Origin of the sequence: Bradyrhizobium guangxiense (assembly GCF_004114915.1) — a bacterium.
Lineage (GTDB): Bacteria > Pseudomonadota > Alphaproteobacteria > Rhizobiales > Xanthobacteraceae > Bradyrhizobium > Bradyrhizobium guangxiense.
This window is the reverse complement of record NZ_CP022219.1, coordinates 2,846,830-2,866,782: the sequence shown is the minus strand read 5'-3', so window position 1 is coordinate 2,866,782 and position 19,953 is coordinate 2,846,830. Positions and strand designations below refer to the sequence as shown.

Genomic DNA, 19,953 nt, shown 5'->3' with positions numbered 1-19,953 from the left:
CTCCTTCTGGTCAGTTCAGCGCGGTAATTCGCATGGTGTTGCCCTGCAGCCAGGCCTGGGCCGGCCGGCCGCGCAGGGCGGCGTCGATGTCGTCGGCGGTCTGGTAAAACCCATCGATCGCAAGCAGTTCGGCCTCGATCTTCTGACAATAGATGCGCGCGCTCGTGTGACCGTTCACGCCCGCCATGGCGCGGCCGCGCAGCGCGCCGTAGACGTGGATCGAGCCGCCGGCCACCACCTCGGCCCCGGAGCCGACCGAGCCGAGGATGGTGACGTCGCCTTCCGGGAAGATCACGGTCTGGCCCGAGCGCACCGGGCTTTCGAGCAGCAGCGATGTCGGCTTGGCCTCGGCTTTCATCTCCGGCTTCTTCGGCGCGCTCGGCTCGACCACACAGCTGCGTCCGCCCGACAGCAGCGGCGGCATCATCGGGGTCAGCCTGGCCTCCTCCACACCCTCGATGCCAAGCACGCGGATGTTGCGGTCCTGCAGGTTGGTGAGAAGATGGCCGATGCCCGCCTGGCTGAGGTCGACCGAGGACAGGTCGATCACCACGGGCCGGCCGGCAAAGAAACCCGGCGAACGCGCGATGGTGGCGTCGATCTCCTGCAGCCAGTCCTGGACCGGAACCGTCGGCGTAAACACGAAGGCCACGTAGGAGCGCCCGCGCAGGCGCACCATTTGGCGTTGGACTTTTGCTGCAGCCTCCATGGCGGCCGACTCGTTCCCTGTTATTGAATGGTTAACGATGCGGCGGATATGGTTAACGGCCGGTTAATTCTCCGTGGGATTACGTAGGCTGGGGGGCAGCGCCCCCTACTTCTTCACCTTGCGCGCATCCATCTTGATGTTCGGATCGAGCATCTTGGTCGTGAAGGCGGTCGTGACGTCGAACGGCTTCTCCATGCCGAGATAAGTCTGGACCAGCTCGTAGTCCTTCTTCATCCGCTCGCCATCGATCCAGCCGAGACCCTTGGTGGTGGTGAACTCGTCCGTCATCAGGAATTTGATCCGCTCCCACTGGCGCTCCTGGTTCTCCTTGTCGAGACCCGAGACCTGGTCGAGCAGCGCCTTCAGGCACGGGGTGGCGTCGGCGACGCAGGCCGCAAAGGCCTTCTGGGTGACGCGCACGAAGTCCTCGACGAGTTTCGGGTTCTTCTGGAGATAGGCGCCGTTGACGATCAGCGAGTTGCCGTAAGGGTTGAGCCCGATGTCCTTCCAGTTGACGTAGCCGAGGTCAGGTCCGAACTCGATCACCTTCAGATCGTGCTCGTTGTAGAAATCGCTGATGATGTCGACGGTGTGGCTCTTCAGTGCCGCGATCTTCGCGGTCGGCCCGACATTGACGAAGCCGACGGCGTCGGGCGCCAGCCCTGCGGCCTTGGCGAAGGCCGGCCACATCACGCGCGAGGCGTCGCCCGGCGGATTGCCGATCTTGTGGCCGGCAAAGTCCTTCACGCCGTTCACGCCGTAGCTCTTCAGCCAGTAGAAGGTCTGCCCGGTATTGGCATAGACGCTCATCACGGCAACGGTGTCGGCACCCTTGCTCTTGGCCACCAGCATGGTGGCGAGATCGGCGACGCCGAACGGCGAGCCGCCGGAGCCGACCTTGGCAGCGGAGACGCCGGAGCCCTTGCCGGTCTCGATCGTGAGGTCGATGCCGGCCTTCTCGTACCAGCCCTGCGCCTTGGCGTAGTAATAGGGCGAGTGATCGGCCGTCGGCGTCCAGTTGAGGATCAGGTTCACCGCCTCGCCCGCGCTGGCCGGCACCGCCGGCAAACCGAGCATCAGGGCCACAACAGCCGCCTGCAAACGCTTCATCGCATCTCTCCTCGTTGCCGCGACCCGGCTTGTCGCTCTCCCCTTGTGAGGATACCAATGCAACAAGCCCGCCCTCAACTTGTCAACTGTTTGGTTGGAAATGCCCGCAAAACGATCTGGCGACACCGTGCCGCAGCGCCGCGACCCCGTCGCCACCCGCAACAAGCTGCTCACCGCGGCACGCCTGGAGTTCGCCCGGCACGGTTTTGCGGGCGCCCGCGTCGACGAGATCGCCGAGCGCGCGGGCGTCAACAAGCAGCTCGTCTACCATTATTTCGGCGACAAGGACGCGCTCTACCTCGCCGTGCTCGAATGGGTCTATGAGGACATCCGCGAGCAGGAGCGCAAGCTCAATCTCGAAGGCCTGCCGCCGGAGAAGGCGATCCGCAAACTGATCGAGGCCTCGTTCGACCATTTGGCCGCAAACCCCGATTTCATCGTGCTTTTGAACGACGAGAACCGCGGCGGCGCGCGCCACGTCCGCGGCTCCACGCGGCTGGAAGCGATGCACTCCCCGCTGGTCAGGAGCGTGTCGCACATCCTCAACGAGGGGGTGCGCGCGGGCGTGTTCCGCAAGGGGATCGATCCGGTTCAGCTGTATATCTCCATTGCGGGCCTCAGCTATTTCTTCTTCTCCAACACCCCGACGCTGTCGGCGATCTTCGGCAAGGACCTGTCGAGCCGCAGCGCAAAGCGGGCCCGCCGCCGCCACGTCGCCGACCTCGTGCTGCAGTCGCTCCGGCCATAATCAACCAACTGGTTGAAACTTTCCCCGGGGACGGCTAGGCTGGCGGCCTGCGGCATCGCTGCCGCGCCAACAGGGAGCAAGCGGTGGCAGGAGACAGGGCAAGCAGCTCGCGCAGCTTTGCGGTCATCATGATCGTGCACCTCGCCGTGCTCGTGCTCTGGCAGGTCGCGGTCGATGCCTTCCACGTGCCGAAATTCATCCTGCCCTCGCCGCTCGCGACGGTGCAGACGCTGGGAACCGCGGGCTATGCCTGGAGCGCCAACACGCTGGTGACGGCAATGGAGATCCTCGGTGGCTTCGCGCTCGGTGCCTTCGTCGGCGTCGCGCTCGCGGTGATCTTCAGCTGGGCGCCGCTGCTGAGCCTCGTGCTGCTGCCGCTGTTCGTGACGCTGAACATGATCCCGAAGGTCGCGCTCGGCCCGCTCTTCATCGTCTGGTTCTCCTACGGCATCGTCCCGAACATCCTTATCGCCTTCAGCATCTGCTTCTTCCCGATTCTGCTCACCACCGCGCGCGGCTTGCGCGAGGTCGAGCCGGATCTGCTCGACCTCGTCAAATCGCTGCGCGGCTCGCGCTGGACCCTGTTCCGCAAGATCCAGCTGCCGGGATCGCTGCCTTACGTCTTCTCCGGCATGAAGGTCGGCGCCATCCTGGCCGTCGCCGGCGCCATCGTCGGCGAGTTCATCGCCTCCGAGCGCGGGCTCGGCTACCTCATGATCCAGGTGCAGTCCTCGCTCGACACGCCCGCAATGGTGATGGCGGTCGTGCTCCTGACCTTGCTCGGGGTCGCTCTCTACGGCCTCGTCCTCGCCCTCGAACGCATGTTCGTGGTCGGCGACGCAAGACAGACCTGACAACGGCAGACCTAGGGCCGGCAGACTTGAAGGATAGAACCATGCTGCTCACGCGCGAGAACCTGCCGAAAACCATCCCCGATGTCGCAGCTCTCGACGATCTCCTGTGCCGGCCAACGCAGGCGCTGATCGACGACCTCGCCAAGGTCGAGGGCGACATCATGATCCTCGGCGTCGCCGGCAAGATGGGCCCGACGCTGGCCGGGCTTGCCAAGGCCGCCGCGCCCGATCGCCGGATCATCGGTGTCGCCCGCTTCAGCGACGCCAGCGTGAAGGACTGGCTGCACCCGCGCGGGGTCGAGACCATCAGCTGCGACCTGATGGACGAGAAGTCGATCGCAGCGCTGCCGAAGGCACCGAACATCGTCTTCATGGCCGGCCGCAAGTTCGGCGCCGAGGGCGATCTGTCGCTGACCTGGGCGATGAACGCGCACGTGCCCGCCCTGGTGGCACAGGCCTTCCCGTCCTCGCGCATCGTGGCGTTCTCGACCGGCTGCATCTATCCGTTCGTGCCCGTCGACGGCAAAGGCTCGACCGAAGACATGGCGCCGAACCCGCCGGGCGAATACGCGCAATCCTGCGTCGGTCGCGAGCGGATGTTCGAGTATTTCTCGCGCAAGTTTGCAACGCCGGGGCGCCTGTTCCGTCTCAATTATGCGATCGACATGCGCTACGGCGTGCTGCACGACATCGCGGCGAAAGTGCTCTCGGGCACGCCGATCGACGTCAGCCTCGGCCATGTCAATTTCATCTGGCAGGGCGATGCCTCTGCGCAGGCGCTGCGCTGCCTCGCCCACTGCACCACCCCGACATCGCCGATCAATGTCAGCGGCCACGAGATCCTCGCCGTGCGCGACCTTGCCCAGAAGTTCGGCGCAAGGTTCGGCCGTGCGCCGGTGCTGACCGGCAAGGAAGAGCCGACGGCATGGCTGACCGACACGTCAAAGGCAATCGAGCTGTTCGGCCTTCCCGTGGTCGACACCGAGCAGTTGATCGCCTGGACCGCGGATTGGGTCGCGCGCGCCATGCCGAGCCTCGGCAAGCCCACCAAATACGAGGTGCGCGATGGACGCTACTGACGGTCCGCCCGTCTTCACGCTCGGCGTGCAGGACGCGGTCGCGGGGCTGGCGCTCTCGACCGAAGCGCACTGGAACCAGACCGAGGAGGACTGGCGCATCTTCCTGCGCGAAGGCATCGTGTTCGGCATCCGTGACGGCACGCGACTGGTCGCGACCGCGGCACTGCTGCCCTATTCCGGCAACAACGCCTGGATCAGCATGGTGCTGGTCTCGGCCACGCATCGCCGCCGCGGCCTTGCCACCCGTCTCGTCGATGCCTGCCTGGAAACCGCCCGAAAGAACGGCCTGACGAGCTGGCTCGATGCCACGCCCGACGGCGCTGCCGTCTACGGACCGCTCGGGTTCACGCCGACGCTGCAATTGCGCCGCCTGAAGCTGGTGAAGCCTGCGCGCGCCGACGCTCCGCCATCGTCCTCCGCAACGCTCGATGCGCTCAGTGCGCGGGACCGGCGGGCCACCGGGTTCGACCGAACCGCGCTCCTGTCCGCCTTGGTACAACGCTCCGGCTCGCGTATCGTCACCACGAGCGGCGCCATCGCGCTGGTGCGCGACGGCCGGACCGCCCGCCACATCGGCCCGCTATTGGCCGACGATGCGGCAGCAGCTCTGGCTGTGGTCGACGCGATCATACGCTCCGAGACCGGCGCGCTGCTGCTCGACGCCGTCGCGTCGCAATCAGCGTTCCTGGAAGGCTTGACCGCCTCCGGCTGGACCATCGAGCGGCCGTTTCAGCGCATGCGCTTCGGCCGCGCCACCGTCACCGCCGAAGACATGCCATTCGCCGTCGCCGGCCCCGAATTCGGATAGGACATCATGCACCACAGCCAGATCAACAGCGACGTCCGCAAGCTGATCGCCGACGGCACCGTGCTGCCGGCGCACCCCCTCGCGCTCACCGCCGAGCGCCAGCTCGACAAGATTCATCAGCGCGCGCTGACGCGCTATTACATCGAAGCAGGTTCGGGCGGCCTTGCGGTCGGCGTGCACACCACCCAGTTCGCGATCCGCGATGTCGGCCTCTACCGCCCCGTGCTCGAGCTCGCCGCCGAGACCGCGGCCAACTGGACCAAGCGTCCGCTGGCGATGGTCGCGGGCCTTGCAGGTCCGACGACGCAGGCGGTCACCGAAGCCCGCACCGCACGCGACATCGGCTATCACGCCGGGCTGCTCAGCCTCGCCGCGATGAAGAGCGCCTCCGAGGACGAGATCATCGCCCACTGCACCTCGGTCGCGGCCGAAATCCCGCTGGTCGGCTTCTATCTCCAGCCGGCGGTCGGCGGCGTCGTGCTGTCGAGCCGCTTCTGGCAGCGCTTCGCCTCGATCGACAATGTGATCGCGATCAAGATTGCGCCGTTCAACCGCTATCGGACGCTCGACGTGCTGCGCGGCGTCGCAGCCGCAGGCGCGCTCGACCGCGTCGCGCTCTACACCGGCAATGACGACCACATCCTGCTCGATCTCACCCTGCCCTTCGATCTGTGCGACAACGGCGTCACGACCCGCACCTACTTCAAGGGCGGCCTGCTCGGCCACTGGTCGGTATGGACGGCGAGCGCGATCAAGCAGTTCGAGCGCTGCAAGGCGGCACGGCACAAGGACAGCGTGCCGGCCGACCTGCTCGCGCTCGATGCCCGCGTCACCGATTGCAACAGCGCCTTCTTCGATGTCGCCAACAATTTTCACGGCTGCATCGCCGGCTGCCACGAGATCTTGCGGCGCCAGGGCCTGATGAAAGGCTTGTGGTGCCTCGATCCGGACGAAGGCCTCAGCCCCGGCCAGAAAGAGGAGATCGACCGCGTCACGCGCGAGCACGCCGACCTCAGCGACGATGCCTTCGTCGCCGCCAACCTGAACAAATGGCTGGCATGAGCTCTGCCCCCTTCATCAGCCTGCAGGGCGTCCGCAAGGTCTATCGCAGCGGCGGCACCGAATTCCTGGCGGTCTCCGACGTCACGATGGAGGTGCAGGAAGGTGAGCTGGTCTCGCTGGTCGGCCCGTCCGGATGTGGCAAGACGACGGTGATGAAGATTCTGGCCGGGCTGCACGGCGCCGATGGCGGCACCGTGAGGATCGGCAATGCCAACAGCCCGTTCGATCCGACCCGCGACATCGGCATGGTGTTCCAGCAGGCGCTGCTCTTGAAATGGCGCACGATCCTGGACAACGTGCTGCTGCCCGCCGAGATCGTCGGCCTGCCGATCAAGGCCGCGCGCGAACGGGCGCGCGACCTGCTCAACCTGGTCGGGCTCGCCGGCTTCGAGCAGAAATATCCGCAACAGCTCTCCGGCGGCATGCAGCAGCGCACCGCAATCGCGCGCGCCTTCGTTCACGATCCAAAGCTGATCCTGATGGACGAGCCGTTCGGCGCGCTGGACGCACTGACGCGCGAGCAGATGAATCTGGAGATGCTGCGGATCTGGCGGGAGAGCGGCAAGACCATCATCTTCGTCACCCACTCGATCCAGGAAGCCGTGTTCCTGTCCTCACATTGCGCCGTGCTGACGGCGGGACCTGCGAAGATGGCCGACTATTTTCCGATCGACCTGCCCTTCCCGCGTGACCTGCCGCTGAAGACGACGGATGCATTCGGCGCCTATGCGCGAAGGATCTACGCCAAGCTGGGTCTGGGAGCGGCGTAAGACGCCGCGATTCCCCCTCTGCCGTCATTCCGGGGCACGACGCAGTCGCGAGCCCGGAATCCATCGGGCAGCAGGACACGCGGTGAAATGGATTCCGGGTTCGCGCCAAGAGGCGCGTCCCGGAATGACGAGTTTCCAGGGCACGTCCCAACGACCACGCCTGCCGCGCTCAACTCCTGTTGCGCGCCTTGCTGAGCAAATAGTTGTCGTAGAAATTCTCAGCGATCTGCGTATAGAACAGCAGTTCTTTCATATACGCGTCGTGGCTTTCCTTGGTCCGCTTGAACAGGTCGCTTTTGGCGGCGAGCTCGTTCAGATGATCCTGGGTCGCGTTGTAGCAGGCCTCCAGCACCGGTTGCGGGAACGCCTTCAGCTCGGCACCATTGGCGATCAGCCGCTTCAGCGCCGCCGGATTCACGCTGTCGTACTTCTCCAGCATCCAGGCGCCGGCCGTCGCGCCCGCCTGGTTGACGATCGCCTGGTACTGCTTGGGCAGCGAAGCCCATTTCTCGTCATTGACGATCATGTGCAGCATGGCGCCGCCTTCCCACCATCCCGGGAAGTAATAATATTTGGCGACCTTCTGGAAGCCGAGCTTCTCGTCGTCATAGGGGCCGACGAACTCGACCGCGTCGATCGTGCCCTTCTCCAGCGCCGGATAGATGTCACCGCCCGCGATCTGCTGCGGCACGACGCCGAGCCTTGCCAGCACGTGGCCGCCCATGCCGGCGATGCGGAATTTGAGGCCCTTGAGGTCGTCGACGGTCTTGATCTCCTTGCGGAACCAGCCGCCCATCTGGGTGCCGGAATTGCCACAGAGGATCGCATGCGCCTTGAACGGCTTGAGCGCCTCGTTGGTGAGATCGGCGCCGCCGCCGAAGTGCCACCACGATTCCTGATGGCGGTGGTTCATGCCGAAGGGCGCGCCGGTGGCGTAGGCCAGCGCCGGCTCCTTGCCGATGTAGAAATAGAGCGGGGTCTGCGCCATCTCCACCGAGGCGGTGCTGACGGCGTCGAGCGCCTGCAGGCCCGGAACGATCTCGCCGGCGGCAAAGGTCTGGATCTGGAATTTGTTGTCGGTGGCCTCCGCAACATATTTCGCGAAGGTCTGCGCCGTGCCGTAGATGGTGTCGAGCGATTTCGGGAAGCTCGAGGTCAGGCGCCATTTGATCTCGGGCGCGCTCTGCGCGATCGCAGGTGCAGCAACCAGCGTGGCAGCGCCGGCGACTGCGCCACCCCCAAGGAATGTACGGCGTTTCATGATGGGCTCTCCCGTGAATTCAGTTTTCAAACATATGAGTTTTGCGGCGACGATCTTCGCGGACCGTTTGCCCGTTCCGAAAGCAGAGTTCAAGATGCGACAGAACGGCCGGTCGCCGGGAGCCCGCTTCAGAGCAGCTTCGCGCTGACGAACAGCGCGCGCACGGCGTTGGTGGCCTGAACCGCCAGCATCGCGTTACCGGCAGCGCCTTCCAGAGCTGCAACGGCGTCCTCATGCAGGGACCGGAATTCCATCCACTCGACCGACTTGAAGTTGGTGAGGAATTGATAGGCCTGGCCGACCGTCGCGATCGCCAGCGTGTCACCGTTCAACTTGATCTTGAACGTCGTACGCAGCGGGGTGTCGGAGCTTGATGGATCACTCATGGGCTGCTTCTGGACGATGACGGCTTAACGAAGGGGAAACGGCAGCCCCGGCCGGAGCAGGCGACGATCAGGAGTCGGTGCTCGCGCGCTGCGAGGCGGTCGCCGCCCCGCTCAGGCTCGGCACCACGACAAGGCGGTTGAACTCGCCATTGTCGTAAGCCTTGAGGAAACGTTCATAGTCCTTGATCGAGACGCAGCCGTTGGAATCGCCGCGCGGGCCCAGCATGTAGCTGTGGGTCAACAGGCCGACGCGGCCGAGCGCGCTGGTACCCTCGGTCGGCGTCAAGCGCAGCGCGCGGACGCCGTGGAACAGCTTTTCGCGCGGCTTCAGGTCGTAGATCGCGGGCGGGGTCGCACCCACCATCCGCTGATCGACATGATCAGGATCGTCCATCAGCGCGCCCATGCCCGAATGGGCTTCCAGCGCGATGCCGCTCGGCAGGTAGAGCGCCTTGGCCTTGATGTCGTAGACCGCCGTGCGCGAATCATAGCCGAGGGCGCCGAGATCCGGTGCCTTGCTGAACAGGCCATCGCCGGGGGTCAGCGAGGCCAGCCTGATCTTGTCGGTGAATTTCTCGAAGAAATTGCGGTTGTCGGCCCTGGGACCGGTGTCGGCATAGGCCTGGCTGGAGGCGATCTGGGCGGAGAAGTCCGCCTGCACAGGGCGCGAGCGCGGCATCGGGATGGCATCGGCGCGCTGCGAGGGCCTCGCCTCCTCGGTCACGGAGCGGTCGTCGTCGGTCAAGGTCGAACGCCAGTCGTCGCCCTGGAGCTTCTGGGCCAGCATCGCCTTGGCGTCGCGAAGCTTGAGCTGGGCCGCATTCAGGGCGGAACGCTCCAGCGGCCGCAGGCCGAGGGCGGACGACGTCCCGGACGCCGAAGCGAAACGGTCTTCAAAGGAAGGAGCATTGGCCGGCGGCAACGCGGCAGAGATCAGCGGCGTCGATTCGCCGAAATTCGAGGTCCCGAGGTCCGAAACCCAGGCGGCGGCGCCCAGTGCCAGTGCGACCGCAGCCAGCGACAGCATAACGTGCTCGGCCCGCCCAATACGGCGGCGCGACAACAGCCTCTCGGCGTGTGTTGCGTCGGAAACCATCAGATCCCCAAAACGACCCCCGGGGGGCCCAACCCCCGCCCGGAGACTCTATACCAGCTACCACATTGGGAGCCAAAAGTTAGGCATAATCGCGGCCGTTTAGGCAGATCTTGGGTGTCCGATGACCGATCCTTTCGACCTGGAGCGCTTCGTCCGGGCCCAAAACCCCGTTTTTCGCGCCGTCGAGGCCGAGCTGGCCCGGGGCCGGAAGCAGACACACTGGATGTGGTTCATTTTCCCGCAGGTCGCAGGCCTCGGCTTCAGTGCCATGTCGCAGCGCTACGCCATCGGCTCCCGCGCCGAGGCCGAGGCCTATCTCGCCCATGCCGTGCTCGGGAGGCGCCTGATCGAATGCACCAGGCTCGTGCTCGCCATTCAGGGACGGAGCATCAACGCGATTCTCGGCGCGCCGGATGATGCCAAATTCCGCTCGTCGATGACCCTGTTCGGCGCGGTGTCCGCTGAGCCCGTCTTCGGCGAGGCGCTCGCCCGATATTTCGCCGGGGAGCGCGATGCTGCGACCCTGGAAATTCTTGCCAGGCTCGACCGGGTATCCGGCTAAAGCATGATCCGGAAAAGTGCGCAGCGGTTTTCCGGAAAGATCATGCACAAACAACAACCTAAGGCGCGATGACGATTCATGCCAATCGCATCGCGCTTAGGCTGCGGACGAATAGCGTAAACCCGGGATTAAGACGGGCCTTTTATCGTCTGCGCAAAATAATTCCACCTGCGCAATTGCCGGACACACCATGAAAATCGGTACGCTCCTGACCACCGCCATCGTCTCGTTGTCGACCGTGGGCGGCGGCCTCGCCGTCTACGTCGCCGCGACCAAGTACCAGACGATGGAGCGGATCACCGAAGCGGAGGGCCGGCTCGCCATCGTCCGCGCCGTCAGCGACATCCCGCGCTACCTCAATCCCGAGCGCGGCTTCTCCACCAACATCCTCTACGGACCTGCAACCATCGATCCCGCACAGCTCGCCGAGCAGGACAAGCTGCGCAGGCAGACCGACGGGGCCCGCGACAAGATGAACGCGCTGCGCAAGGAATTGCCCGGCTCGTTCGACGACGGCACCACCATCGGCAGCAACATCGACGGCATCAATGCCAAGTTCACCGGCTTACGCGATGCCATCGACAAGGCGCTGGCCGGGCCGGCCGAGGCGCGCAAGGACGCCGCCAAGAAGATCGTCGCCGACAATGCCGTGCTCAACGGCGGTGTGACTGCGCTGCTCAACGAGCAGGTCCGCCGCATGGCGATCCTCAACGGCGACGCCTACCGGCAAGCGAGCTACGCCAACACCGCCATGACATTGCGTGACGTCGGCGGCTTCAATTCGAGCCTGCACAAGAATCTGGTCGGCGGCAAGAAGCCCGCGACCGACGCCGAGAAGGCCGACATCAGCCGCTCGCAGGGCCGCAACGACCAGCTCGTGATGGCGCTGCTGGAATTACGCGGCAATCCGGCAACTCCGGCGAACGTCGCCGCTGCGCTCGATAAGTTCAATTCGATCTATATCGAGGAATTCGGCCGCGAGCTCAAGCTCGTCAAGGACGGTGCGGTCAGCGGCAAGTACGAGCACGACATGGAGACCTATTACGCCGCCACGCAGCGCGGGCTCGGCACCATCATCGAGGTGCGCGACGCGTTCTATGACAATGCCGAGCAGATCCTTGCCGGGGCTTCCTCCGCCGCCCGCACCAGCTTCATCATCGCGCTTGCAGGCCTTGCCGCAGTGGTGGTCGCGAGCGCCGGTCTCATCGTGATGGTTCGCCGCCGCGTCTGCGCCCCGATCGTCAACCTGACGACGCGGATGTCGCGGCTCGCCGAGGGGGAGGTTGCGGACAGCATTCCGGGCGCCGAGCGCTCCGACGAGATCGGAGCGATGGCTGCAGCCGTTCAGGTCTTCAAGGACAACATGATCCGGGCCGATCGGCTCGCGGCCGAGAAGCAGGCCGAGAACGACGGCAAGATGCGCCGCGCCCAGGCGCTCGACGAGCTCACCCGCGCGTTCGAGGCGAAGGTCACCGAGCTGGTCGGCGGCCTGTCCAAGGCATCCTCGATCATGGAAAGCACCGCACAGTCGATGACCTCGACAGCGGCGCAGACCAACAGCCAGGCCGCGATCGTCGCCGCCGCCTCCGAGCAGACCTCGACCAATGTGCAGACCGTCGCCAGCGCCACCGAAGAGCTGACCTCCTCGATCACGGAGATCGGGCGCCAGGTCGCGCAAAGCACCGAGATCGCGGCTCGCGCAGTCGACAACGCCCGCCGCACCGGCGACACCGCCCGTGCGCTCGCTGAGGGCGCGCAGAAGATCGGCGACGTCGTCACGCTGATCCAGAGCATCGCCGAGCAGACCAACCTGCTGGCGCTGAACGCGACCATCGAGGCCGCCCGCGCCGGCGATGCCGGCCGCGGCTTTGCCGTGGTCGCGTCCGAGGTGAAGTCGCTGGCGGGCCAGACCGCCAAGGCGACCACCGAAATCTCCGAGCAGATCACGGCGATCCAGACCGCGAGCGACGAGACCGTGGCCGCGATTCGCAACGTTGCCGACGTCATCGGCGAGATCGACCAGATCGGCACCGCGATTGCCGCCGCGATCGAGGAACAGGGCTCGGCCACCAAGGAGATCGCCCGCAGCGTCCAGGAGGCCGCTCGCGGCACCCAGGAGGTCAACACCAACATTTCCGGCGTGCAGCGCGCCGCCGACGACACCGGAGCTGCCGCACGGGAAGTGCTCGGCGCCGCCGAGCAGCTCTCGACCCAGTCGCGCGACCTCGCCGGACAGTTCGACCGCTTCCTCGGCGAGGTCAGGGCGGCTTAAACGTGCATTCGTTGCCCGTTGGCTCGATCGGGCTACGCGACGTCAATATGGCGGCGCCTTGCGCGCCCGTTGCGCTTTCGCCGCCTCCATCCACCAGGTGAGATCGTCGGCAAAGCGCGGGAACGAGCGCTCCAAGGCGTTGCCGCCCTCGCCGATCGGCTCGCCCTCGGCCGACAGCGTCTGCGCGATCGGACCGACGCCGATGGTGCTCGACACCACCACCATGCCCATTTCAGACAGGGTGCCGTGCCAGGCGGTCGCGGCGCGCGCGCCGGACAGGCGGCCGGCCGAATAGCTCACGATCGCCGCCGGGCGCCAGAACCACTCTTCGAGGAAGTGGTCGGTGAGATTCTTCAGGCCGGGCTGGATGCCCCAATTGTATTCGCCGGTGACAAAGACGAAACCGTCGGCGCCGCGGATCTGCCCGGCCAGCGTCTCCAGCGCTTCCGGCGCCGAGCCCTTCGGATACTCCTTGTACATGCGGTCGAGCATCGGCAGGCCGATCGCCTTGGCGTCGATGAAGGTGACGTCATCGCCGCGGCCACGCAGCCGGTTGATGACGAAATTCGCAAGGCGGATGCCCATGCGGTCGGAACGGTAAGAACCGTAGAGGACGAGAATGCGGTTGCTCATGGCCTGACGGTAGCACGAAACCGGCGGCCGGCTCTACGCGATTTGTCAGACTATCGCCCGCGCCCGCGCTCCAGAGTTTGCGACGGCGTCTCACCGAACTGGTCGCGGTAACTTCGGGAGAAATCGCTGAGATGCCAGAAGCCGAAGGCGAGTGCCACGGCCTTGACGCTGTCGGCGCCGGCGAGCAGCCGCCGGCGCACCAGCCACAACCGGCGCAGGCGCAAATAACGATGCAAGCTCATGCCGCGATAGCGGCGGACGATGTCGTGCATGGTGCGGACGGACAGCCCGAGCTTGCGCGCAATCTCATCGCTGTAGATCGGCTGCGAGAGATCATCGGCTAGAAGCGCGCTGATCTCCCGGAATATCCTGAAGTTTCGCTCGTCATTGGGACGCAGGGTCCAGCGGACCGAAACGACGTCCTCCAGCGCGTGGTCGACGGCTGCGAGCAGAGATTCCTTCATTGCTCTCGCCTTGAGGGGGAGATCCGCCGCCTCGACCGGCTCTGAAGCCGCGGCCATGACCTCACGCACCACACGGCGCAACCTGTCCAGGCCGGCCGCGCTGGTTTCGAAGATCTTGAAGCTCTGGGAAGCTCTTGGCCAGCCGCGATCCGTCACCTCCGGCCTGAACACCACCGAAGCGATCTGCCGCTGCACCTCCTCGATGATGGTGTAGGCCGCGCCGCCGCTGCCGATGACGATGGCCGGACGCGCACGCTGCGAGCCGTTGAAGCGTATCGGCACATCAAGGTCGTCCATGTTGAACCCGACCGCCGTGCAATTCTCAACGAGCTGCGCGTCGACCACGCGCGGAAACGCGGTCGTCAGATTCACGTCGCAGCCGGGCAACGACAGAATGATCTGCTCGGCCGAAATCGTCCGCACGAAAGGCGTGAATTCTAAGTCCAGGCCGCGGATGGCATACCGAAATTCATCGACGTCTGAAAAGCGAAATATTCTGGGTGCCAACCCGGGCACGTCATCAATGCTGTTCATGGCGGTACGAAACGCTGCGCCGCAATTGACGCGCGTCCGGCGGCGGTGCCGGGTCCCCTTTCCCCTTCGCCTGTGGCGTTAGACCGAGAGAATCAATCTTAACGTGTCTTGGCCAGTTGGCGAAGGCACGATGGCAAGGACAAGCCGAGACGTCAGATCTCGCCGAATTTCGATAGCGTTTTTCGGGAATTCGGCGCTGCGGCGCACCCGAATACTCGTGATCTAAAATTCAAATTAACGCCCTTAGGCTGCAATAGAGCCTGTTGGATCGTCAAGTTATTTCATTTTCAGGCTCCTGCCATGATGGCAAATTCGCCTGCCGATATTTTGGTCGAGTTGGAAAATGCGGTCGCAACGTGTCCGCTGGACCGTTGCGCCCGTATCCTCGAAGGCATTTTGCAGTTGCTCACTGGGAGCTGCGACCGGTCTCAGGAATTGCTTGCCAATGTGGTCGACGGCGTCCTGCTGCGATTGACGGAGCGGGTCGAGGCCCGCGCATTGGTTCGTCTCGGCGTGGCGCTTGCCGAGCTCAAGGTGGCTCCGCCGCAGACCTCGCGACGACTTGCCTCACACGACGATCCCGACGTGGCCTGCCCCGTTCTGCGCAACTCGCAGGCGCTGTCCACGTCCGAGCTCGAAACGATCGCGATTTCGAGCGGTGAACGGCAGCAACTCGCGATCGCCGCCCGCGCATTCATCGAGCCGCCATTGACCGAGGCGCTCATCGGGCGCGGCGGCCGCGCCGTCCACCTTGCGCTGATCAGCAATGCAGGGGCACGGCTCTCCGATGCCGCCTACGCCGCAATCATTGAAAAGTGCGTGAGCGATGACGAGCTCACGAAGGCTCTGGCGCTCCGACCGGGCACGCCCGATGCGGTTGTGCGGAAGTTGCTATCGGCCTCACCGAGCCCCAACGTTCGCGCGGAGCCGAGGGCTCCCTCCGTCTCGCCTCCTCAAGCGCCGACACCGACTGTGCCCAAGCTGCCCAGCGCGGCCGCCTATTCCAGCGCGCGGCCGGAGATCGTCGCGCTCAACCGCATCGGCAAGCTCAACGATTCCACGGTGAACCGCTTCGCGATCCGCGGCGAGACGGCCAATCTATTCACCGCCTTGTCAGTGCTTTCGGGGACTCCCATCGAGATTGTCGAGCACGTCATGACCGACGACGATTGCGAGGGTCTCGTCATGGCCTGCCGGGCTTCGCGGCTGAACTGGCAGACCACGCTTGCGATCCTGAGCAACCGCAGCGGCACCAGGCTTTCCTTTGCCGAGCGCGAGCGCGCGCAACACCTGTTCGAGACACTGCTTCTGTCGACCAGCCAGTGGACGGTGCGATGGGGGGAAATCGCCGCCAATGCCCAGGGCAATGGTTGCGGAAAACATGGCGCAAGAGCGGGGGTTAGCCGATGAAATTCGACGGCCGCAAGGCAGCGCGCGTACGGATGGACCACAGGCAGCCGATCAATCTGATGGGCTCCGACGGCACCTGGAGGCGCAGCTGCGTTCTGCTCGACGTGTCGCAGACAGGCGCGAAGGTCGAGGTCGAGGGCACGCTGGACGTCCTGCAGGCCAAGGAGTTCTTCATGCGGCTGTCATCGACCGGGCTCGCCTACCGGCGCTGCGAGCTGGTCTGGATCGACGGCACCACAGCCGGCATTCACTTCGTGACTGCGGACGGCAAGAAGAAACAGGCCAGCGCACCGTCGGCCGCTCCGCAGACCATGGTGCGGAGCAAATAGGCAGAGAATTCAACCCGCATTGCAATCCGCGACAGTCCAGGTCTAAACCGTGCAGAACGCGCGAACCATCCTCAGCCCCGCTGACAGAGACGGCGTCCGCGAGAAGGAAGCGGCCCGCCCGTTCGTGCACGTGCTGGCCGACAGATCCGAGAAGCTGGCGGGCGTCTGCGCGATGCTCGAGGAGCGTTTCGCCGTCGCGGGCGAACGGCTGGACGCCGAAGCCAAGCTCTCGCAGGTGCCTTCCGCCATCGTCATCCGTGCGGATCTGCGCGACATCGACAATATCGCGGCCATCAAGAAGCGGGCTGGCAAGCTCGCCAAGGCGAAAAAGCGGATATTTCTCCTCGAGCACAGCTCTCACGTCGGTATCTCGCAAGCCTACGCGCTCGGGGCGACGCTCGTCCTGCCCGGTCCGGTCAACCGACCCAGACTGCTGGCGGCCCTGTCCGATCCGGCGAATCCATCTCTCTCATCGAGCGAGACCGCCCAGTCCGATACCGCGGTCGAGGCGGCGGCAACCGCGATCGCCTCGATGTTCACGGCGGTCACCCTTGACCAGCCCCTCGACGTCGACGGCACCAAGGAGGCCGGCCGCCAGATTGCCGATCGCATCACCGAGCGAGGCCTTTCGGAATGGCTGACGACGGTACGGCGACACCACGAGGGAACCTACCAGCACTGCCTGCTCGTGACCGGGGTCGCCATCGACTTCGGCCTGAGCCTCGGTGTCGGTCGGGCCGATCTGGAGCGCCTCTACTCGGCAGCCATGTTCCACGACATCGGCAAGGCGCAGATCCCGCTCGCCATTCTCGACAAGCCGGACCGCCTCGATGCGGAGGAACGGGCCCTGATCGAGACCCATCCGGTCGTAGGCTACGCGTTTCTGAAGGGGCACGACAAGATTTCACCGGAAATTCTCGATGCCGTTCGCCATCATCACGAGTACCTCGACGGCAGCGGCTATCCCGATGCGCTCTGCGCCGAGAGTATCGGCGACATCGTGCGGATTCTGACCATCTCGGACATCTTCGCGGCGCTGATCGAGCACCGGCACTACAAGCCGACCATGCCGCGCGCGGAGGCCTACAACGTCTTGTGCGGGATGAATGGGAAGCTGGAAAAGGCTCTGGTCCATTCATTCAAGCAGGTTGCGCTCACGCGGTGAGCGCAATAGAGCCATCTCGAACACACCCTAATGGGTCGCGCGATAGCTGGCGCGGCGCGGGATGGACCGGCAGGCCAGCCCCTCCGCCAGCAGCTTCATGTCCTCATGCCGCCCGCTGCTGATCAGCCGGCCGAACTCCTCGGGTGTGAAAGGAAGAGATGGATCACTATCGATCGGACGCCGCATCCGCGGGCCGAAGAACCGCCGAACCAGGCTAGCCAGCCGCCGCATGTCAATTCCCTCGCGCCAGCAACAAACCTCTCACGAGGCGTATTGTTCCTCCTGCGTCTTCGAGATTGCAAGAGGTCGCCGACGACTCCGCACCAAAAAAAATCGCGGGAGAATATTCGCCTCCTCGTTGTGCTAATCGGCAAAACCCACGTAGCGCACGAACTCCTGATTGTGCTCCCGATCCGAGCGCACCGCGTTCGCGGCAAAGCCGTCATCGGGATAGCCCATCGCAACGCAGGTCATGATGACCTCGTCCTCCGGAATCCTCGCGACCTCGCGCACGATATCAGAGCGCATGATGCCCTGCCCGTTGATCACCGAACCGAGACCGCGATCCCACGCCGCGAGCACGATGCCGTAGCAGAGCGCGCCGAGATCGAAATGACAGACCGCGCCGGGATCGAGCACGCGGTCGTAGGTCAGGACCAGCGAGACCGGCGCGTCGAACTGGCGGAAGCCCCGCAGCACCCAGTCCTGCCGCATCGGCTTGTCGTCGCGCGCGATTCCCATCGCGCCGAACAATTTCTTGGCGATGTCGACCTGCCGCGTGCGATGCACGCCCTGGTACTCGCCGTGGCTGACGATGTCGCGCTTGACCTTGGCGCCGCCGGCCATCTCCTCCATGTTGCGGCGGCGCACCTCTTCGAGTGGCGCGCCGGTGAGCACATGGACATGCCAGGGCTGGGTGTTCATCGACGACGGCGCACGCTTGGCACTCTCGATGATCGCCTCGATCACCGCGCGCGGCACCGGCTTCTTGTCGAAACCACGCACGCTGCGGCGCGACTGGACCAGCGTTTCGAATTCCACCTCTCAGAACCTCCCTGCCCGTTCATCCCGCAGCATCGCAACCGGTTGCCGATGCGGCGCGCAAAATCTATGCTACCCCGCAAGCAAGACCAAGAACCCTGGAGGACCTGCCATGGCCGCGCCGCTCGACCCCGTCATCGCCCAGATCATTCCGCTCATGCCGATGCGCGATCCCACGGTCATGACGCCACAGAGCGCCCGCGATTCCTTGCGCGCACTGGCTGCCTCGCGCGCCGCCATCCCGCCCCCGCCCGTCGATAGCGTCGAGGATATCAAGGTGAAAGGCGGCGCCGGCACGCTTTCTGCGCGCGTCTACCGGATCGGCACCACGCCGGCGCCGACCGTGGTGTTCTTCCATGGTGGCGGCTGGGTTGCGGGCGACCTCGAGACCCACGATCGGCAGGCGCGCAACCTTGCGATCGAGACCGGCGCCGTCGTCGTCTCCGTCGACTATCGGCGCCCGCCTGAAACGCCCTTTCCCGGCGCCTTCGAAGACGCCTTTGCCGCCGTGAGCGACGTGTTTGGCCGCGTCGCGGAATTTGGCAAGGACGATAGACGCCTCGGCGTTGCCGGCGACAGCGCCGGCGGCAATCTCGCGGCCACCACCGCAATCGCCTGCCGCGATGCCGGTATCAAGCTCGCTGCGCAATTGCTGGTCTATCCCGTGACAGACGTTCTCGGCGCTTACGCCGATGCGGGTGAGAACGCGCGCTATCCCTCGCGCGCCGAGAATGCCGACGGCTACTTCCTGACGCGCGCCACGATGGAATGGTTTTGCGGCCATTATCTCGCCGATCCCACCCACGCCAGCGACTGGCGCGTCTCGCCGCTGCGCGCGGCGTCGCTCGCCGGCGTCGCGCCCGCGATCGTGACCACCGCCTGGTTCGATCCCCTGCGCGACGAGGGCGCGGCCTATGCACGGGCGCTGGAGGCCGCGGGCGTGAAGGTCAAGCACCATGAGGGTCCCGGCCTGATCCACGGCTATTTCGGCATGGGCGACGCCTCGGACGTCGCGCGCGCCGAAGCGCAGCGCGCGCGGGCTGACTTCAAGGCGTTGCTCGCGCGAGGCGTTTGAGGGCGATCAGGCGCTCTGCGCCCGCTGCAGGCCAGTGTGCCCCCAGGTCTCGTCCCAATCCTGGCCGGCGGCGTCGACGACGCGGCCGTCCGCCTCGAAGAACTTGTTCGGCACCTGGAAGATCGCCAGGATCAGCGCGCCCTCCGGACACCAGGCCGCGTGGCGGCTGCCCGCCTCGCGCCAGATGAATTCGCCGGCCCTGCAGGCGATGCCCTGAGCGGGGCCCTCCTTATCGACGAGTGCGCCCTCGATCACCCAGCTTTGCTCGATGCCGACATGCTCGTGATCCGGCAGCACCGATCCAGGCGCAAACCGCATCAAGGCGGTCATCAGCCCCGTGCGGCGATCGAACAGCAGCGTCTTGGCCTCGCACCCCGGAAAGCGCGTCGTCTGCCATGCCATGTCTTGAGGCCGAACCAGGTGCGAATGCTGATCGGCGGCTCCCTGGTGTTTCGGGATCATTGCGTCCATCACGATGCTCCGTCCAGCTAAGCTGACCGAGCCTAGCAGGATCGCCGGCCGGGGTCAGCGAGCAGTGCAGCAGACCGCGCGCGGGCCGAACTCCCACTCAAAAAAACGCCGGGC

General features: G+C 65.2%; 22 protein-coding genes. 12 read left to right on the top strand and 10 right to left on the bottom strand.

The genetic code is table 11. The annotated features are described in order from the left end of the window. Window positions 1–10 precede the first annotated feature (10 nt). Window positions 11–709 (bottom strand): septum site-determining protein MinC, encoded by a 699-nt coding sequence (gene minC / locus X268_RS13455; protein ID WP_128925403.1) that lies wholly within the window; start codon window positions 707–709, stop codon window positions 11–13. 105 nt (window positions 710–814) lie between these two features. Beyond that, window positions 815–1,819, bottom strand: coding sequence for an ABC transporter substrate-binding protein (locus X268_RS13450; RefSeq protein WP_128925402.1), 1,005 nt, complete (start codon window positions 1,817–1,819; stop codon window positions 815–817). Window positions 1,820–1,919: 100 nt separating this feature from the next. Between X268_RS13450 and X268_RS13445 the strand changes: the two genes are divergently transcribed. From X268_RS13445 to X268_RS13420, 6 genes are all read left to right on the top strand, one after another. Next, entirely contained in the window at window positions 1,920–2,567 is a 648-nt protein-coding gene (locus X268_RS13445; protein WP_128925401.1) for a TetR/AcrR family transcriptional regulator, read from the top strand. 83 nt (window positions 2,568–2,650) lie between these two features. Beyond that, entirely contained in the window at window positions 2,651–3,421 is a 771-nt protein-coding gene (locus X268_RS13440; protein WP_128925400.1) for an ABC transporter permease, read from the top strand. Between the two features lie 41 nt (window positions 3,422–3,462). Continuing rightward, complete coding sequence (locus X268_RS13435) at window positions 3,463–4,500, top strand: NAD-dependent epimerase/dehydratase family protein (protein WP_128925399.1); 1,038 nt, start codon at window positions 3,463–3,465, stop codon at window positions 4,498–4,500. Next, complete coding sequence (locus tag X268_RS13430; RefSeq protein ID WP_128925398.1) at window positions 4,487–5,308, top strand: GNAT family N-acetyltransferase; 822 nt, start codon at window positions 4,487–4,489, stop codon at window positions 5,306–5,308. The genes X268_RS13435 and X268_RS13430 overlap by 14 nt, the downstream gene beginning before the upstream one ends. 6 nt (window positions 5,309–5,314) lie before the next feature. After that, window positions 5,315–6,370, top strand: a complete 1,056-nt coding sequence (locus X268_RS13425) for a dihydrodipicolinate synthase family protein (protein WP_128925397.1) — start codon at window positions 5,315–5,317, stop codon at window positions 6,368–6,370. Beyond that, window positions 6,358–7,140, top strand: coding sequence for an ABC transporter ATP-binding protein (locus tag X268_RS13420; protein ID WP_128925396.1), 783 nt, complete (start codon window positions 6,358–6,360; stop codon window positions 7,138–7,140). Before X268_RS13425 ends, X268_RS13420 begins: the two co-directional genes overlap by 13 nt. Before the next feature lie 169 nt (window positions 7,141–7,309). Here the strand turns inward: X268_RS13420 and X268_RS13415 are convergent, their stop codons facing one another. The 3 genes from X268_RS13415 to X268_RS13405 all read right to left on the bottom strand — a co-directional run bounded on the left by X268_RS13415 (window position 7,310) and on the right by X268_RS13405 (window position 9,814). Further along, complete coding sequence (locus tag X268_RS13415; RefSeq protein WP_128925395.1) at window positions 7,310–8,401, bottom strand: TRAP transporter substrate-binding protein; 1,092 nt, start codon at window positions 8,399–8,401, stop codon at window positions 7,310–7,312. Between the two features lie 128 nt (window positions 8,402–8,529). Continuing rightward, window positions 8,530–8,787: a hypothetical protein gene (locus X268_RS13410; RefSeq protein WP_128925394.1), complete on the bottom strand. Its 258-nt coding sequence runs from the start codon at window positions 8,785–8,787 to the stop codon at window positions 8,530–8,532. A gap of 67 nt (window positions 8,788–8,854) precedes the next feature. Then, the gene (locus X268_RS13405) at window positions 8,855–9,814 is read right to left on the bottom strand and encodes a DUF2778 domain-containing protein (protein ID WP_128929247.1); all 960 of its coding nucleotides are present in this window, start codon (window positions 9,812–9,814) and stop codon (window positions 8,855–8,857) included. Between the two features lie 190 nt (window positions 9,815–10,004). On the opposite strand from X268_RS13405, the gene X268_RS13400 reads away from it, so the two are divergent. Then, window positions 10,005–10,445: a DUF1810 domain-containing protein gene (locus X268_RS13400; RefSeq protein ID WP_128925393.1), complete on the top strand. Its 441-nt coding sequence runs from the start codon at window positions 10,005–10,007 to the stop codon at window positions 10,443–10,445. Between the two features lie 190 nt (window positions 10,446–10,635). Beyond that, window positions 10,636–12,717, top strand: coding sequence for a methyl-accepting chemotaxis protein (locus tag X268_RS13395; RefSeq protein ID WP_128925392.1), 2,082 nt, complete (start codon window positions 10,636–10,638; stop codon window positions 12,715–12,717). 42 nt (window positions 12,718–12,759) lie between these two features. Here X268_RS13395 and X268_RS13390 read toward each other — a convergent pair whose 3' ends face one another. Both X268_RS13390 and X268_RS13385 read right to left on the bottom strand, forming a co-directional pair. Beyond that, entirely contained in the window at window positions 12,760–13,350 is a 591-nt protein-coding gene (locus tag X268_RS13390) for an NADPH-dependent FMN reductase (RefSeq protein WP_128925391.1), read from the bottom strand. 50 nt (window positions 13,351–13,400) lie between these two features. After that, window positions 13,401–14,348, bottom strand: coding sequence for an AraC family transcriptional regulator (locus tag X268_RS13385; RefSeq protein WP_128925390.1), 948 nt, complete (start codon window positions 14,346–14,348; stop codon window positions 13,401–13,403). Window positions 14,349–14,648: 300 nt separating this feature from the next. On the opposite strand from X268_RS13385, the gene X268_RS13380 reads away from it, so the two are divergent. The 3 genes from X268_RS13380 to X268_RS13370 are packed head-to-tail and all read left to right on the top strand — an operon-like array spanning window position 14,649 to window position 17,252. Then, window positions 14,649–15,758: a DUF2336 domain-containing protein gene (locus X268_RS13380; protein ID WP_128929246.1), complete on the top strand. Its 1,110-nt coding sequence runs from the start codon at window positions 14,649–14,651 to the stop codon at window positions 15,756–15,758. Next, on the top strand, window positions 15,755–16,087 hold the full coding sequence (locus X268_RS13375) for a PilZ domain-containing protein (RefSeq protein WP_128925389.1): 333 nt from the start codon (window positions 15,755–15,757) through the stop codon (window positions 16,085–16,087). The genes X268_RS13380 and X268_RS13375 overlap by 4 nt, the downstream gene beginning before the upstream one ends. A gap of 49 nt (window positions 16,088–16,136) precedes the next feature. Continuing rightward, window positions 16,137–17,252 (top strand): HD-GYP domain-containing protein, encoded by a 1,116-nt coding sequence (locus X268_RS13370; RefSeq protein ID WP_128925388.1) that lies wholly within the window; start codon window positions 16,137–16,139, stop codon window positions 17,250–17,252. Window positions 17,253–17,279: 27 nt separating this feature from the next. On the opposite strand, the gene X268_RS13365 is transcribed toward X268_RS13370, so the two are convergent. Next, entirely contained in the window at window positions 17,280–17,483 is a 204-nt protein-coding gene (locus X268_RS13365; RefSeq protein WP_128925387.1) for a hypothetical protein, read from the bottom strand. Between the two features lie 132 nt (window positions 17,484–17,615). Continuing rightward, a complete protein-coding gene (locus tag X268_RS13360) occupies window positions 17,616–18,293 on the bottom strand; it encodes a nitroreductase (RefSeq protein ID WP_128925386.1) in 678 nt (225 codons plus the stop codon). A gap of 112 nt (window positions 18,294–18,405) precedes the next feature. On the opposite strand from X268_RS13360, the gene X268_RS13355 reads away from it, so the two are divergent. Next, window positions 18,406–19,368 carry an alpha/beta hydrolase gene (locus X268_RS13355; RefSeq protein ID WP_128925385.1) on the top strand — a complete coding sequence of 321 codons (963 nt, stop codon included), beginning with the start codon at window positions 18,406–18,408 and terminating at the stop codon, window positions 19,366–19,368. Window positions 19,369–19,374: 6 nt separating this feature from the next. Here X268_RS13355 and X268_RS13350 read toward each other — a convergent pair whose 3' ends face one another. Beyond that, window positions 19,375–19,839 (bottom strand): cupin domain-containing protein, encoded by a 465-nt coding sequence (locus X268_RS13350; RefSeq protein WP_164937706.1) that lies wholly within the window; start codon window positions 19,837–19,839, stop codon window positions 19,375–19,377. Window positions 19,840–19,953 lie beyond the last annotated feature (114 nt).